This window comes from Pseudogemmobacter bohemicus, from assembly GCF_003290025.1.
GTDB lineage: Bacteria > Pseudomonadota > Alphaproteobacteria > Rhodobacterales > Rhodobacteraceae > Pseudogemmobacter > Pseudogemmobacter bohemicus.
Map to the genome: position 1 here is coordinate 95,847 of NZ_QNHG01000008.1, position 13,281 is coordinate 109,127.

Below are 13,281 nucleotides of genomic sequence, written 5' to 3' on the forward strand. Positions count from 1 at the left end.
GGGTTGAAAAGGAATATCACGATGGCCAATGGCACCGTGAAATGGTTCAACTCCACCAAAGGCTTCGGCTTTATCGCCCCCGAAGGTGGCGCCAAGGACGTCTTCGTCCATGTCACCGCGCTGGAACGCGCCGGACTGCGCGGCCTTGATGACGGTCAGGCTGTCTCGTTCGACATCGAGCGCGACCGCAATGGCCGCGAATCGCGCTACGAATCTTACGCTCGCCTGAGTCCAGGCAGCTTTGCTGCGGGTGGGATCGGCACTGTCCGGACCCGCCCGTGCTCCTGAACCGGATGCACATGGTGAATGTGCCGGTTCTCTTCTCCCTGAAAGAGTTGACTTGATAGAAATCCACTGGGGGGAACCCCTGTCCTTTGTCATGTCGCCGGAAGGCGACGTGCAGAAATTCAGTACCATCGAACAGGCAAGATACTGGCTGTCCAGAAAATGGCCGGTGTCAGATGACGCTCGCGAACGTGCGCTGCATCATCTTGATGCTGCCATGGACTGCCTGGGCTCGGTCGGAACCGCGCGCCGTGCCTTCATCGCCGCCGCTCGCAGCGCTGGCTTCGTCCCCGAGGATCTGATCGCCCTTTCTCGCCGTCAGGCCGCTTGAGTTAGGGCCTGCGTGCGCGGCGACCGGGTTTCTTGCTGCAGGACCAGCCCCGGTTGTCTTCGGACCGAGACAGGGTGTCGGCCTTGTCGCTGGTCAAGACTACAGGCCGGATCTTGCGCGAACCTCGGCAAAGGACACCAGTCTGCCCTCTGTCTCATCCCAAAGATGCAGCCGCACCGTCGCAAGGCTTTCGCCAATGGTAAGGCGTTGCGCCTCTGCCAGTTCGCGGTGATCGCGGAGGACTTCGGGCAACCGATAGAACGGAATCCGGGAATAGAGGTGATGCACATGGTGGATGCCGATGTTCCCGGACAGCCATTGCAGCGGCTGTGGCAGCACATAATGTGAACTGCCCTCGAGCGCCGCATGATGCAGCTGCCACTGCTCCCCGCGAGACCAATGGGTCTCTTCGAACTGGTGCTGGACGTAGAACAGCCAGACCCCGATCGTCGCCGCCACGACAGAGGTGGGAAGGAAGATCAGCAGCACCGGCATCAGCCCGCCGAACCAGATCATCAACCCTAGGGCTATGCCGATCATCGCATTGGTGCCCATGGCCGAGGTCCAGTAGCGCCAGCCGGCGTTCATAATGACAACTCATCTTGCGATGACAAGCACAGAGCCCAGCAGTTCGTCGATAGAGTTCGCGTACTGCCGCCGTGGGGGGCATCAAATAGGTGCGCGTTGTCCGACAGCATCACCGGAGGCTTCACGCGCCAGATCAACTGAGCTACTCCCCGATTCTTGGACAGTTTTCGAGGATGTTTAAGCTACTGCCTGTGCCTGCCGGTCGGTTTCGATCCTGTTGAAGTAGACCACGGCGGGGGGCAACCCGCCATGGGCAGTGTGTGGCCGCCGATGGTTATAGAAGCTGACCCAGGATCCGATTGCGGCCTTTGCCTGAGACCCGGTCTCCCAGGCATGCAGATAGACGCATTCGTATTTCAGGGACCGCCACAGGCGCTCGATGAAGACATTGTCGATGCACCGCCCCTTGCCGTCCATCGAGATGCGGGTTCCGACGCGTTTCAGCCGATCTGTCCAAGCGAAGGACGTGAACTGGCTGCCTTGGTCAGTGTTCATGATTGTGGGCGCGCCGAACCGGTGGATGGCCTCGTCCAACGCCTCGACGCAGAAGTCCGCTTCAAGGGTGTTCGATATGCGCCAGGCCAGAACTTTGCGCGTGAACCAGTCCATGATGGCGACCAGATACAGAAACCCCCGCCGCATCGGGAGATAGGTAATGTCGGCGTACCAGACCTGACCGGGGCGATCGACCCGCAGCCCGCCCAGCAGGTAGGGATAGGTCTTGTGGCCCTTTCTCGGCTTGCTGGTGTTGGGCTTCTGGTAAATCGGCATCAAACGCATGAGCCGCATCAGCCGCCGGATGCGCTTCTGGTTCACGCCGTGCCCCTCGTTTTGCAGGTGCCGGGTCATCTGCCGGACGCCGTAGAAGGGCGTATCCATGAACTGCCGGTCGATCAGCTGCATCAGGCCGAGGTTCTGATCAGTCTCTCCAGCCGGCTCGTGGTAGAACGACGAGCGCGAGATCGATAGCAGGCGGCACTGCGCCCCGATCGACAGTGCAGGGTGGTCCCGTTCGATCATCCCACGCCTCACTTTCCGCTCCACGGCTTGAGCTTTCGTGACAAAAAGATCCTATGAGTGCGGCTTAGGGCGTTTGGATAGGCTGGCCGTATTAGATCGTGGATCAGGAGGCCATCATGGAAGGAATAGCAGGCAACGGGGCGAAGACTGCCTATGTCGCGATTGAGTTGAGCAAGAGAAGCTGGATGGTCGGGGCCCTGTTGCCGGACCGTGACAAGCCAAGCATTTACCGACTGTCAGGCGGTGATACGCTCGGACTGCTTTCGCGGCTGGCGAGGCTGCGACAACTAGGGGTTGACCGCTTGGTTTTATGTTTTGAAGCAGGGCACGATGGGTTCTGGCTGGCCCGGTTTCTGCTCTGCCATGGGATCGATGTCCGCGTCTTTGACCCGGCTTCCCTTCAAGTGAACAGACGAGCGCGGCGGGTCAAGACGGATCGGATCGATGTCCTGTCGCTATTGAACGCCCTCGTGGCCGTTGACAGGGGAGACCGCCATGTCTGCTCTATCGTCCGGGTTCTAAGCGCTGAGGAGGAGGATGCCCGACGGTCACATCGCGAACGGGATCGGCTCATCCAGGAGCGGACTGCTCACATCAATCGGATCAAGGGACTGCTCTTTGCTCAAGGTATCCGCGAAGTGGAACCACGGCTACGGCGCGCAAGAATTGATTTTACGGTGCTGAGAACCGGAGAAGGCCACCCTCTTCCGCCCCGCCTTCGCGCTGAACTTGAGCGCGAGTATGCCCGCCTCAATATGGTCGAAGACCAATTGCGCACGGTAGAGAAAGAACGTGATCTGGCCGATGCACAGGATCCGGCGGTAGAAGTCAAACGTCAGAGGCTTGAACAGCTTCAAGGCGTTGGTGGGGCCGCTTCATCCATCATGGCTCGGGAAGTATTTGCCCGTTCCTTCGCCTCGCGCCGACACTTGGCATCCTATCTGGGTCTGACGCCAAGCGCCTATGACAGTGGCGCGGTCACCCGTTGCCAAGGCATCTCGAAGGCCGGCAACAGCTGGGCCCGACGGATCCTGATCGAGATTTCGTGGCTCTGGCTGCGTTACCAGCCCCAGACAGCCTTGGCACAATGGTATGGGCGGCGCACCCGCGGACAGGGTCCGCGCGTGCGCCGCGTGATGCTGGTGGCGCTGGCCCGCAAACTGGCCGTGGTGCTTTGGAGATATGTCGAGACCGGTGCCCTGCCGCACGGGGCAACGCTGTCGCGGAAAGCAGCGTGAGCTTCGAGACCTGAGAGCTTCAGGCCCCTGGCCGGGGGTCAGAAGGCGGGATGACGGGCGTCGTGTCAACGATTGGCATCTCAGCCATGCCGACAAAAAGTGTGAACCCGTCCCCGATCGGACAACGTGTATGCAGGATTGTGGTCAGCCGTCATGGAGCTGCCGGATATAAGTTGATGCGACCCGGATCGCATGCCCAACACGAGCCGATCAGCCCGCCCATACAAGCCCAGCATGCTGCCCGTGATCCCACGGTCGAGCGATGGAGTATGCGCTATTGACAGAATCTCTCTCATATAAATCGTTGGCGACAGCCAGCTCCCCGATCTTGGCGTGCAATGACCGGACCGTCTCTTCATCCACCTCCGTCGCGGGCTTCTTGCCGCCGCGCTCGAAGATGTCCGCAGCCCCGTCGAGCAGCGATTTCTTCCATTGATGGATCATCGTCGGATGCACGCCGTATTCGGCCGCCAACTCCGACACAGTGCGCTCGCCCTTAACAGCCTCAAGTGCCACGCGCGCCTTGAAGCCCGCGTCATGGTTCCTGCGTTTCCGCATTCCTGATCTCCTCGTCCTTGGAGACCAGCAAACGTCAGATCGTAGCTTCCGTCACTGTCCGATTTCCGGGGAGTAGCTCAAACTTCATCTAAAGCGTCACACCATGCCCTGCTTTTTGAACCATGCCACTTCGTCGCGGATCGTCTCGGCGATTGGGCGGAAGGTCAGGCCAAGCTCGTCGTGTGATTTCGCTGGATTGAAACGCGTGCGCTCGGCTTCGGCCCGCATGGTGCGCACGGTGGCGAGGCTCAGAAGTGCTGGGCGGCCAGTGATCCGGGCGACCAGTTCCTGCGATGCCGCAATGGGCCACAGGATCGCGACCGGAATCTTGCGCTTCGGTGCGGGAACCCCGGTGACCTGCTGGTAGATTTGTACCAAATCCGGCATGGCGATATGGTGTCCGGCGGCGAGATAGTGCTCGCCCCTTCGTGCCTTCCCGGCGGCGGCGGCCATGGCAAAGGCCACATCCCGCGCATCGACGAATGAGAATGTTCCGGGTGGAATCCCGGGCAGCGCCCGTTTCAGATAGTCCCGCGTGAACTGACCCGCCGCCGTTGGCCCCAGATCGCCGGGGCCATGCGTCCAGCCCGGCATGACGAAGGCCGCAAACATCTCGGGGTGGCTGCGCAGGAAATCCTGCACAACAGCATCGGACTGTATCTTGCTGCGGTAGTAGTCATCGGCATCCCGCGGGTCGCGGGTCATGCTCTCATTGATCAGCGCGCCGCGCGGACCGTTCACCACGGCGATTGAGCTCGTATGGATGAGCCGGCGCACACCTGCCGCATATGAGGCGGCGATCAGCTCGGCCGTCGCATCGACATTGATCCGTTTCAACATCGCCCAATGCTTGCCGCCGCCATAGCTCTCGCGGAAATAGGCGGCGGTGTGAAAGACCACATCGCAGCCCGTGAGCGCCGGCGCAAAACCCGCAACATCCTGCATATCGCCCTCTATGATCGTCAGCCCGGGGATTTCGCCGAACTGCGCCCTTGCCTTTGCCTGCGATCGGGCCAGCGCCCGCACCACCAGGCCGCGCTCCAGCAGGAGTCGCACGAGGTTGTTGCCCAGAAGCCCGGTCGCGCCGGTGACGAAGACGGTGTGCATGTCGATTATCCTGCCCGGCGCGGAATGCGCCTGTTGCCCTGCAGATAGCGCGGCAGGGCTTTGCGCAGAACGTGCACCATGGCAAAACGGCTTTGCCTGAGTGCAAAGCGAGGTGACGAGATGAACTGGGATGATCTGCGCCTTTTGCTGGCGGTAGCGCGGCGCGGTAGTTTCCTGCGCGCGGGCGAAGCGCTCGGGATCGCGGCCTCGACGCTCTCGCGCCGGATCACCCAGCTGGAGGCGGGGATCGGCGCGGCGCTTGTCGAGCGCGGTGCGGATGGCACCAGGCTGACCGCGCGTGGCGCAGCCTTGGTCCAGGCGGCGCAGGATTTTGAAACTGCGCTGGTGCCGCCACCGGAAACCACCGGCCTTTCTGGTCGCGTCAGGGTCACCGCAGGCGAGGGCTTCATCGGCCCCGTCACCGATGCGGCGGTGGAATTCACGACACGGCATCCTGGATGCACGGTGGATTTCACCGTCACACCCGATCTGGTGAAACTGTCGCAGGGCGCCTCGGATATCGCAATCCGCACGCTGCACATGGGCGAGCCCTCGCTGATCTACACGCGCCTGCCTGACGTGGCCTTCGGCGTCTTTGCCATACCGGATCTGGCTGCCCGGTCCGGCAACGCAGCCGAGAGCCTGCCAATGATCGGGTTGTTGCCGCCACAGGACCAGCTTCCGCATATGAAAGCCGCGCGGGCCGCCGGATTCGGCAACATCCACATCCGGGTGTCCTCCTTTGCCGCTCAACTCGAGGCGGTCAGGCGCGGCCACGGCGCCGCAATCTTGCCACGGGTTCTGGCGACCGGACTCGTCGAGCCATTCCCCGATCTGTCGCTGCCCCGGTTGGAGGTCTATCTTTTCACACGGCCACAGGCCCTGCGGCAGCCTCAGATCAGAGCATTCCTGGACTTGCTGAAGGTGCGGATGCTGGGCTCAAGCGCAGCCGGCCTGCCTGATGCGTGAAACGTGCACTTCCGCGTCCTGTGCCGATGCCCGGTTCCTCACTGGGCTGCCGGAAAATCCTTTGAGACGCAGTCCTTCAGGCTGCCTTCCTCCAGCTCATTCTCAAGCGTGGCGTTTTCGCCCTTCGACCACCAGATATACGGGCCCGAAGCATAGCGTGCGCCCGACCCTGAAACGACATTGACGAAGATGCGCTCCTCACCTTCGACAGGCAACACTGCCAGCGCATTGGCCCCGGCATTGAGATATTGCACCTGGAAGGGCTCTCCCCCGGCGCAGTTATAGGTCGCGGTTGTCACTGTGCTGGTCGCCCCGGCTTGCAACGGAATCGACAAGGACACCTCGGCAAAGGCCGAACCGGCGATCATTGCAGCACCAAAACCCAGGATTAGGGTACGCATGGTGAAAGCTCCTTATTTTCGTCGAGCATAATGCGCCGTCTCACCTGCCTGCAAATCACGAACGGCTGTGAACGGCGGCCGCAGTGATATAGGCGGCCACCTGCTTTGTCGTGATGTCTGCTTCGCTTTCCAGCTGGATATGACGGCGCAACTTGCCCTTGCCCTCAAGCACCTTGAAGGGATCCGAAAGTGCATGACCTTCGCTGAACTCGACGGTCACATGCGATTTATAGGCAAAAACGCCGCAGAAATGACGCGGCGCGCCGAACAGAATACCGCCATATTTGAAGTCCTCGGCAACATCTGTTCCCGACGCCAGCGCCAGCTGACGCAGTGCGCTGACCATCGGAGAGAGTTCACCTCCCTGCAGGCGCAGATCTTCCAGATATTGCGTGATCCTGTCCATCTGGTTTTTCCTCGATCGGGACTGCGACCCGCTCCGGATCGACCATCCAAATATTTGCGCACGATCATTGCAGCCGGTTGCCCACCGCTGCAAGCTTGAGACGGGCAGGCTGGCCCTATTCGCTGGCGGGACAAAAAGGAAGAAAACCAGGATGGCCGTTCCCCAGTCTTCGGACGAGTTGATCGCCGCTGTTGAGACAACATTCGGCAAACTCATCACCGATCTGGAGCGCGTGCCGCCACAGCTTGCACGTGATGCATCGCTGGACGGCCATGTGGCAGGGACGCAGATGAGCCCCGCCGATCTGGTTGCCTATCTGATCGGCTGGAACGAACTCGTGCTGAAATGGCTTGATCTCGATGACCGCGGCGTGACCCCGGACTTTCCAGAGACCGGCTTTCAGTGGAACCGGCTTGGGCAGCTGGCGCAAAAATTCTATGCGGACCATCAGACCGATCCCTGGCCCGCCTTGTTGACCAGGCTGAAAGCGGTCAAGGCACGACTGTCAGAGACGATCGCTGCGCGCTCCGATGCTGAGCTTTATGGCGAGCCGTGGTATGGCAAATGGACGAAGGGCCGGATGATCCAGTTCAACACCTCATCGCCTTACACCAATGCGCGCGGCCGGATCCGAAGCTGGCTGCGCAAGCAGGGCCAATAATGTCGCGCCCCTATCGCATCACGAAGACCTTCGCTCCCTCGCGCGAGGGGGACGTAGAGCTGGAACTCGTCATCGCAAACCCACCCGGCTCTGGCCGCTTTCCGGCGATGATCTTCAACCATGGATCGACCGGACGCGGGCTGAATGAGGCGGTCTTCCGGCGCACGATCAGCCCTGCCGTCATTGCCGGATATTTCGCGCAGCGCGGCTGGATGACAATCTTCCCGCAGCGGCGCGGAAGGGGGAAGTCGGGCGGCGTTTATAGCGAAGGGCTGGCACCGGAGGGAGGCTACTCCTGTCACACGGCAATTGCATTGGCCGGTTTTGAGCGCGCGGTCGAAGATATCGATGATGTGATGGATTATCTGCCCGCGCTGGCAGGCGTCGACATGACCCGTCTGGCCATCGGAGGAGTGTCGCGTGGCGGGATCCTTGCCATCGCCTTCGCAGGTATGCGGCCGGGGCTGTTCAAAGCGGCGGTAAATTTCAACGGCGGCTGGCTCGGGCAAGCCTGCCCGGGCTATGAGGCGCTTAATCCGCAGCTCTTCCGTCGCGGGGCAACCGCAGGCGTTTCTACGCTTTGGCTCCACGGCAGCAATGACCCATATTACAGCATCGCCCATTGCGTGAAAAACCATGCGCAATTTCTGGAGGCGGGCGGCCTGGGCCAGTTTGTCGCTCTGCGCGCGGGTCACGGGCTGATGTTCAAACCGGCACTCTGGTCAGCCCATATGGACAAATATCTCGACGCTCAGTTCCCGTTCTGAGCACCTTCGCCCCTATGTCTCATATTCCCGCCAGAAGTGTGCCAAGTGCCAGCAGCGCGGGCAACGTCTGGATGAACAAGATCTTGCTAGTCGCGGTCGCCGCACCGAAAACCCCTGCAACTGCTACACAGATCAGAAAGAACAGTTTGAAAGCCATTCCGGCCGGCCCCATCACAAGGCCCGTGATAAGCCCCGCTGCCAGAAACCCGTTGTAAAGGCCCTGATTGGCGGCCATCACTTTGGTCTTTGCCGCGAGATCTTCGGTCAGATTGAACGCGCGCCGGGCCCTCGGTGTGGTCCAGAGAAACATCTCGATGACCAGAATATAGATGTGAAGCGCGGCGATCAGAGCAATCAGGATATTGGCGATCATGAGCGAATCTCCTTCAGTTTCGGTGTCTCAGACGCATTCTGGGAGGTTTTCCGGACGTATACGATGCAGAGCAATGCTCCTCTGGTACAGATATTAGGGGCCGCGCGAAAAAAGAGATCCCGTAGATGACCACCTCGACCCAAAGCCGCCGTTCGACCCCGAAAGCTTCTGCGTGACGGCTCCTCGGAAACTTAAGATAGATTGGCCCTGCAACAAAGTTGCGGCCGCGATGGTTGCGCTGCGGACGTGCAGTGAAGTCTTGCAAAACTGAGTTGCCATCGCCCTAATGTCGAATGGAACTTCTGTTATTGGTAGGCGTTTTAGAACATAGTTCCCCACATCCGGGTATCCTCGACATGACCATGCCTCAGATCGCGGCATTCGCCATCATCATCGGTATGATGGCGCTCTTCATCTATGGGCGGTTGCGCTATGATGTGGTTGCAATGGTCGCGCTGGCAGCATCGGTGGCGGCAGGGACGGTGGCACCGGAGAACGCATTCAGCGGCTTCAGCGACGATATCGTCATCATTGTGGCCAGCGCGCTTGTCGTCAGCGCGGCCGTATCGCGCTCCGAGCTTATCGAAATGGCGCTGCGCTGGCTGGTGCGGAAGCTGTCGCGCTTCCAGATTCAGCTTGTGGTGCTGATCGGCTCGGTGACGGTCCTGTCTGCGCTGATCAAGAACATTGGTGCATTGGCGATGATGATGCCTGCGGCGCTGAAGATGGCGAAGAAATCCGGCAATTCGCCCTCGCTCTATCTGATGCCGATGGCCTTCGGTTCGCTCTTGGGCGGTCTGATCACTCTGGTCGGAACGTCGCCCAACATCATTGTCAGCCAGCTTCGCGAACAGATGACCGGCACGCCGTTCCGCATGTTCGACTATGCGCCGGTCGGCCTTGGGCTTTCGCTTGTCGGGCTCATCTTCCTGGTCTTCGCATCCCGTTTTCTGCTGCCGTCAGACCGGCGCGCGACCGCATCGCTGGGTGAGGCGGTCAATATCAGCGATTACAACACCGAGGCCCGGGTCGATGCGGCCTCCGCCCTGTGCGGGAAAACCATTGGCGAGTTCCTCAGCCTTGCAGATGGGGAGGTCACCGTTACTGGGGTAATCAGGGACAAAAAGCGGCGGGCAGTGACGCTTTCGGATTCAAAGATCGAGACCGGGGATATCCTGCAACTCCGCGGCCAGCCGGATAGCCTGGAGCGCGCGGTCACAAAGGCGGGTTTTGTCTTGGCGCGTCAGGATGAGCCAGCACGCGGCGATGCCCCAGCTGGCAAGATCGGCGTGATCGAGGCGGTCATGAAGGTGGATTCGGCGCTGATCGGCCAGACCGTCAAACGGGTGCATCTCTTCGATGAGCATGGCGTCAATCTGATCGCGATCTCACGCTCTGGCCAAAGGATGACGGCTCGGCTCTCAGAGACGGTTCTGGCGCCGGGTGATGTGATGCTGTTGCAGGGCCCTCTGGAAAGTCTGGGCGAGCGGATGCAGGCGCTCGGCCTCTTGCCGCTCGCGGAGCGCGAGATGCGGCTTGGCTCAGTCCGGCGGGATATCTTGCCGGTGCTCATCCTTGCGGTAGCGATGGGGGCGACTGCGTTTGGGCTGGTGCCGGTGGCCATCGCCTTCTTCGGTGCGGCACTGGCGATGATCCTGACCGGGGCGATCAGCCCGGAGGCGGCCTATCAGGCGATTGAGTGGCCGCTCCTTGTGATGCTCGGCGCGCTGATCCCGGTCAGCGAGGCCATGCAGACCACCGGTAGCACGGAACTGATAGGGGATATGCTCTCCTCGATGGCGACGGGGCTTCCGGCATGGGGCGCGGTGGGATTGATCATGATGGTCGCAATGGCCGTGACGCCGTTTCTCAACAATGCTGCGACCGTCCTGGTCATGGCACCGATTGCGGCGATTTTTGCGGAACGCCTGGGCCATGCCCCCGATGCCTACCTGATGGCGGTGGCGGTCGGGGCTGGGTGTGACTTCCTGACCCCCATCGGCCATCAGTGCAACACGCTGGTGCTGGGCCCAGGCGGGTATCGGTTTAGCGACTACGCGCGGCTTGGCGCGCCGCTGTCTCTGCTGGTCGTAGCGGTCGGGGTGCCGCTAATACTGCTCACCTGGCCGGTCTGACCAAGATAGCCACGCTTACAGTCTGAAGCGCTCGTGTTGAGGATCCCCGATCTCGGCTTCTGCTGCGACGCCCCAATTCGACGCAACCCATATGGCGGGATTTCCGCAAACAGCTCGGCGCTCGGGTGGGCCAACATCGGCCCTTGGACGAAGCCGCTCCGCGGCATTGGCGCCCTTGGTGAGGGTTCAGCGATGATATGAGCCGCGTGCATTTGTATGCGGGCATTTCTGTCTGACGATTGGGGACTTTCCCCTTCATCAGACAGGAGGTTTCCATGACGGAGGAACGAACCACTCCGCTGCGCCAGCGGATGATCGAAGACATGCGCATCCGTGGCATGGGCGAGAAGGCCCAGCAAGCGCACATCCGTGCCATCAAGGATTTCGCGGCCTTTCTTGGGCATTCGCCTGATACGGCCACGCGCGAGGAACTGCGGGCCTATCAGTTGCACATGACCGACACCGGCGTCACGCCGTCGACGTTCAATGTGCGGATCGTGGCACTCAGGTTCTTCTTCGGCATGACCTGCGGGCGCGAGGATATGAAGCGGTTCATGCAGTTCAGGACCGAGCCGCGCAAACTGCCGGTAGTGTTCAGCGTCGAGGAAGTCTCCGACATCCTGATGGCGGCGCCTGGACCGGGGCTGAAGTATCGCGCCGCGCTGAGCATTTCCTACGGCGCGGGACTGCGCGCAGCCGAGGTCTGCAACCTGAAGATCGGCGATATCGACAGTGACCGGATGCTGATCCATGTCGAGCAGGGAAAGGGGAGGAAGGATCGCAAGATGATGTTATCGCCGGGCCTTCTGAACCTGCTGCGCGACTGGTGGCGTGAGGCACGGCCAGAGGGCTGGTTGTTTCCAGGCAAGCCGAAGATCAACCCGATCTCGCCGCGCCAGCTGAACCGGGCCTTCACGTCCGCCAGGCACATGGCCGGGATCAGCAAACCGGCGACATTGCACACGCTGCGCCACAGCTTTGCTACGCATCTCCTGGAGGCGAACACCGATGTCCGGGTGATCCAGGTTTTGCTCGGCCATGCCAAACTGACAACCACAGCGCAATATACCCATGTCGCCACCAAGACGATCCGCGATGTTGTCAGCCCCTATGAGATGCTGGCGAAGCTGCAGGATCAGACCGTTAAGCGAAGCCTAGAGTGACCGGCGCCGGGTGTGACCCGGCTGGGGCTGGAGATCGCTGACATCTTCCGCGCCCATGGTCCTGCGTGGCGACAGGCCAATGCGGGGCACGTCAGCCTGCCCCAGCTCAGGGTGATGTCGGCCATCGAGGCCTGCCGGACCGAGGCACTCGGCGGGCATGTGGCGGGCTGTGCCAAATGCGGCTACCACCATATCGCTTACAACTCCTGCAAGAACCGGCATTGCCCGAAGTGTCAGGGATCCGCAGCACGCGACTGGATGGCGGCGCGCGCCGAAGACCTGCTGCCCGTGGAGTATTTCCACGTCGTCTTCACCCTGCCGGCCGAGATCGCGCAGATTGCATTCTGGAACAAGAAGGCGGTGTATGACCTGCTGTTCCGCGCCTCGGCCGAAACGGTCATGACCATCGCGGCCGACCCAAAGCGGCTGGGTGCCCGTGTCGGCATGACCAGTGTGCTGCACACCTGGGGATCAGCACTGACACATCATCCCCACATCCACATGATCGTCCCGGGCGGCGGCCTGTCACCCGAAGGCGCTCGCTGGGTGCCTTGCCGCCCGGGCTTCTTCCTGCATGTGCGGGTTCTGTCACGGCTGTTCCGGCGCCTGTTCATCGAGGGGCTGTGCGCACTGCATCGCGCAGGCGCGCTCAGCTTCTTCGGCGACATGGTCAGGCTGGGGGACGGCGCGGCCTTCGCCGCCTGGCTGACCCCATTCCGCAGATCTGAATGGGTGGTCTATGCCAAGCCGCCCTTCGGAGGACCCGAGGCCGTGCTGGCCTATCTGAGTAGATACACGCACCGGGTGGCGATCTCGAACAGCCGCCTGGTCAGTGTCGATGCCCATACCGTCACCTTCCGCTGGAAGGACTATCGCATCAAGCAGGGCGACCGGCGATCGGTCATGCGCCTGGCCACCGGCGAGTTCATCCGTCGCTTCCTGATCCACGTCCTGCCTGATGGCTTCCACCGCATCCGGCACTACGGCCTGCTGGCCAGTTCGGCCCGCAAGATAAACATCGCGAAGATTCGCGCCTTGCTCGGCGTCCGGCAGCCTGAACAGGTCACCGTGCCGGAACCCCGGACCGATATCGTCCCATTCACCCTGCGCGAACCATGTCCCTGCTGCGGCGGCCCCATGCGCATCGTCGAGATATTCCGCCGAGGGCAGACACCGATGTCGCGGGCCCCACCGAGGGAGCGGGCCGCATGACATATAGCCTGTCATCCGTAGAAAATAGCGGCTGTGCCTCGCAGACCCGGCCAAGTCCGCATGCGCC

At 61.4% G+C, this 13,281-nt stretch carries 13 protein-coding genes and 3 pseudogenes; 9 read left to right on the forward strand and 7 right to left on the reverse strand.

Translation table 11 applies throughout. The annotated features are described in order from the left end of the window. The first annotated feature begins 21 nt into the window (after window positions 1–21). Both DRF71_RS26440 and DRF71_RS26445 read left to right on the forward strand, forming a co-directional pair. Window positions 22–229: pseudogene (locus tag DRF71_RS26440) on the forward strand (cold-shock protein). 111 nt (window positions 230–340) lie between these two features. Beyond that, entirely contained in the window at window positions 341–616 is a 276-nt protein-coding gene (locus DRF71_RS26445) for a DUF982 domain-containing protein (RefSeq protein WP_232831710.1), read from the forward strand. Between the two features lie 99 nt (window positions 617–715). Here DRF71_RS26445 and DRF71_RS26450 read toward each other — a convergent pair. Together DRF71_RS26450 and DRF71_RS26455 are read right to left on the reverse strand one after the other, a co-directional pair. Continuing rightward, window positions 716–1,189: pseudogene (locus tag DRF71_RS26450) on the reverse strand (fatty acid desaturase family protein); the annotation flags it as partial. A gap of 237 nt (window positions 1,190–1,426) precedes the next feature. Further along, a pseudogene (locus DRF71_RS26455) lies at window positions 1,427–2,275 on the reverse strand (IS3 family transposase); the annotation flags it as partial. A 65-nt stretch (window positions 2,276–2,340) separates the two neighbouring features. Between DRF71_RS26455 and DRF71_RS26460 the strand changes: the two are divergent. Further along, a complete protein-coding gene (locus tag DRF71_RS26460; protein ID WP_112313474.1) occupies window positions 2,341–3,462 on the forward strand; it encodes an IS110 family RNA-guided transposase in 1,122 nt (373 codons plus the stop codon). Between the two features lie 210 nt (window positions 3,463–3,672). Here DRF71_RS26460 and DRF71_RS26465 read toward each other — a convergent pair whose 3' ends face one another. Further along, on the reverse strand, window positions 3,673–4,020 hold the full coding sequence (locus tag DRF71_RS26465) for a transposase (RefSeq protein WP_112313416.1): 348 nt from the start codon (window positions 4,018–4,020) through the stop codon (window positions 3,673–3,675). A gap of 96 nt (window positions 4,021–4,116) precedes the next feature. Beyond that, entirely contained in the window at window positions 4,117–5,127 is a 1,011-nt protein-coding gene (locus DRF71_RS26470) for an SDR family oxidoreductase (RefSeq protein WP_112313417.1), read from the reverse strand. A 78-nt stretch (window positions 5,128–5,205) separates the two neighbouring features. On the opposite strand from DRF71_RS26470, the gene DRF71_RS26475 reads away from it, so the two are divergent. After that, a complete protein-coding gene (locus DRF71_RS26475) occupies window positions 5,206–6,096 on the forward strand; it encodes a LysR family transcriptional regulator (RefSeq protein WP_198672406.1) in 891 nt (296 codons plus the stop codon). 38 nt (window positions 6,097–6,134) lie between these two features. Here the strand turns inward: DRF71_RS26475 and DRF71_RS26480 are convergent, their stop codons facing one another. Together DRF71_RS26480 and DRF71_RS26485 are read right to left on the reverse strand one after the other, a co-directional pair. Continuing rightward, a complete protein-coding gene (locus DRF71_RS26480) occupies window positions 6,135–6,497 on the reverse strand; it encodes an MliC family protein (protein ID WP_112313419.1) in 363 nt (120 codons plus the stop codon). A gap of 55 nt (window positions 6,498–6,552) precedes the next feature. Then, the gene (locus DRF71_RS26485) at window positions 6,553–6,903 is read right to left on the reverse strand and encodes a DUF1801 domain-containing protein (protein ID WP_112313420.1); all 351 of its coding nucleotides are present in this window, start codon (window positions 6,901–6,903) and stop codon (window positions 6,553–6,555) included. A gap of 151 nt (window positions 6,904–7,054) precedes the next feature. Between DRF71_RS26485 and DRF71_RS26490 the strand changes: the two genes are divergently transcribed. Then, window positions 7,055–7,564, forward strand: coding sequence for a ClbS/DfsB family four-helix bundle protein (locus DRF71_RS26490; protein WP_112313421.1), 510 nt, complete (start codon window positions 7,055–7,057; stop codon window positions 7,562–7,564). Further along, the gene (locus DRF71_RS26495) at window positions 7,564–8,331 is read left to right on the forward strand and encodes an alpha/beta hydrolase family protein (RefSeq protein WP_112313422.1); all 768 of its coding nucleotides are present in this window, start codon (window positions 7,564–7,566) and stop codon (window positions 8,329–8,331) included. Before DRF71_RS26490 ends, DRF71_RS26495 begins: the two co-directional genes overlap by 1 nt. Before the next feature lie 19 nt (window positions 8,332–8,350). Here DRF71_RS26495 and DRF71_RS26500 read toward each other — a convergent pair whose 3' ends face one another. Further along, the gene (locus DRF71_RS26500; protein ID WP_112313423.1) at window positions 8,351–8,704 is read right to left on the reverse strand and encodes a DUF1304 domain-containing protein; all 354 of its coding nucleotides are present in this window, start codon (window positions 8,702–8,704) and stop codon (window positions 8,351–8,353) included. 356 nt (window positions 8,705–9,060) lie between these two features. On the opposite strand from DRF71_RS26500, the gene DRF71_RS26505 reads away from it, so the two are divergent. From DRF71_RS26505 to DRF71_RS26515, 3 genes are all read left to right on the forward strand, one after another. Further along, on the forward strand, window positions 9,061–10,839 hold the full coding sequence (locus tag DRF71_RS26505; RefSeq protein ID WP_232831707.1) for an SLC13 family permease: 1,779 nt from the start codon (window positions 9,061–9,063) through the stop codon (window positions 10,837–10,839). 275 nt (window positions 10,840–11,114) lie between these two features. Then, window positions 11,115–12,002, forward strand: a complete 888-nt coding sequence (locus tag DRF71_RS26510) for a tyrosine-type recombinase/integrase (protein WP_112313425.1) — start codon at window positions 11,115–11,117, stop codon at window positions 12,000–12,002. 12 nt (window positions 12,003–12,014) lie between these two features. Then, complete coding sequence (locus DRF71_RS26515) at window positions 12,015–13,214, forward strand: IS91 family transposase (RefSeq protein WP_112313426.1); 1,200 nt, start codon at window positions 12,015–12,017, stop codon at window positions 13,212–13,214. The last annotated feature ends 67 nt before the right edge of the window (window positions 13,215–13,281 follow it).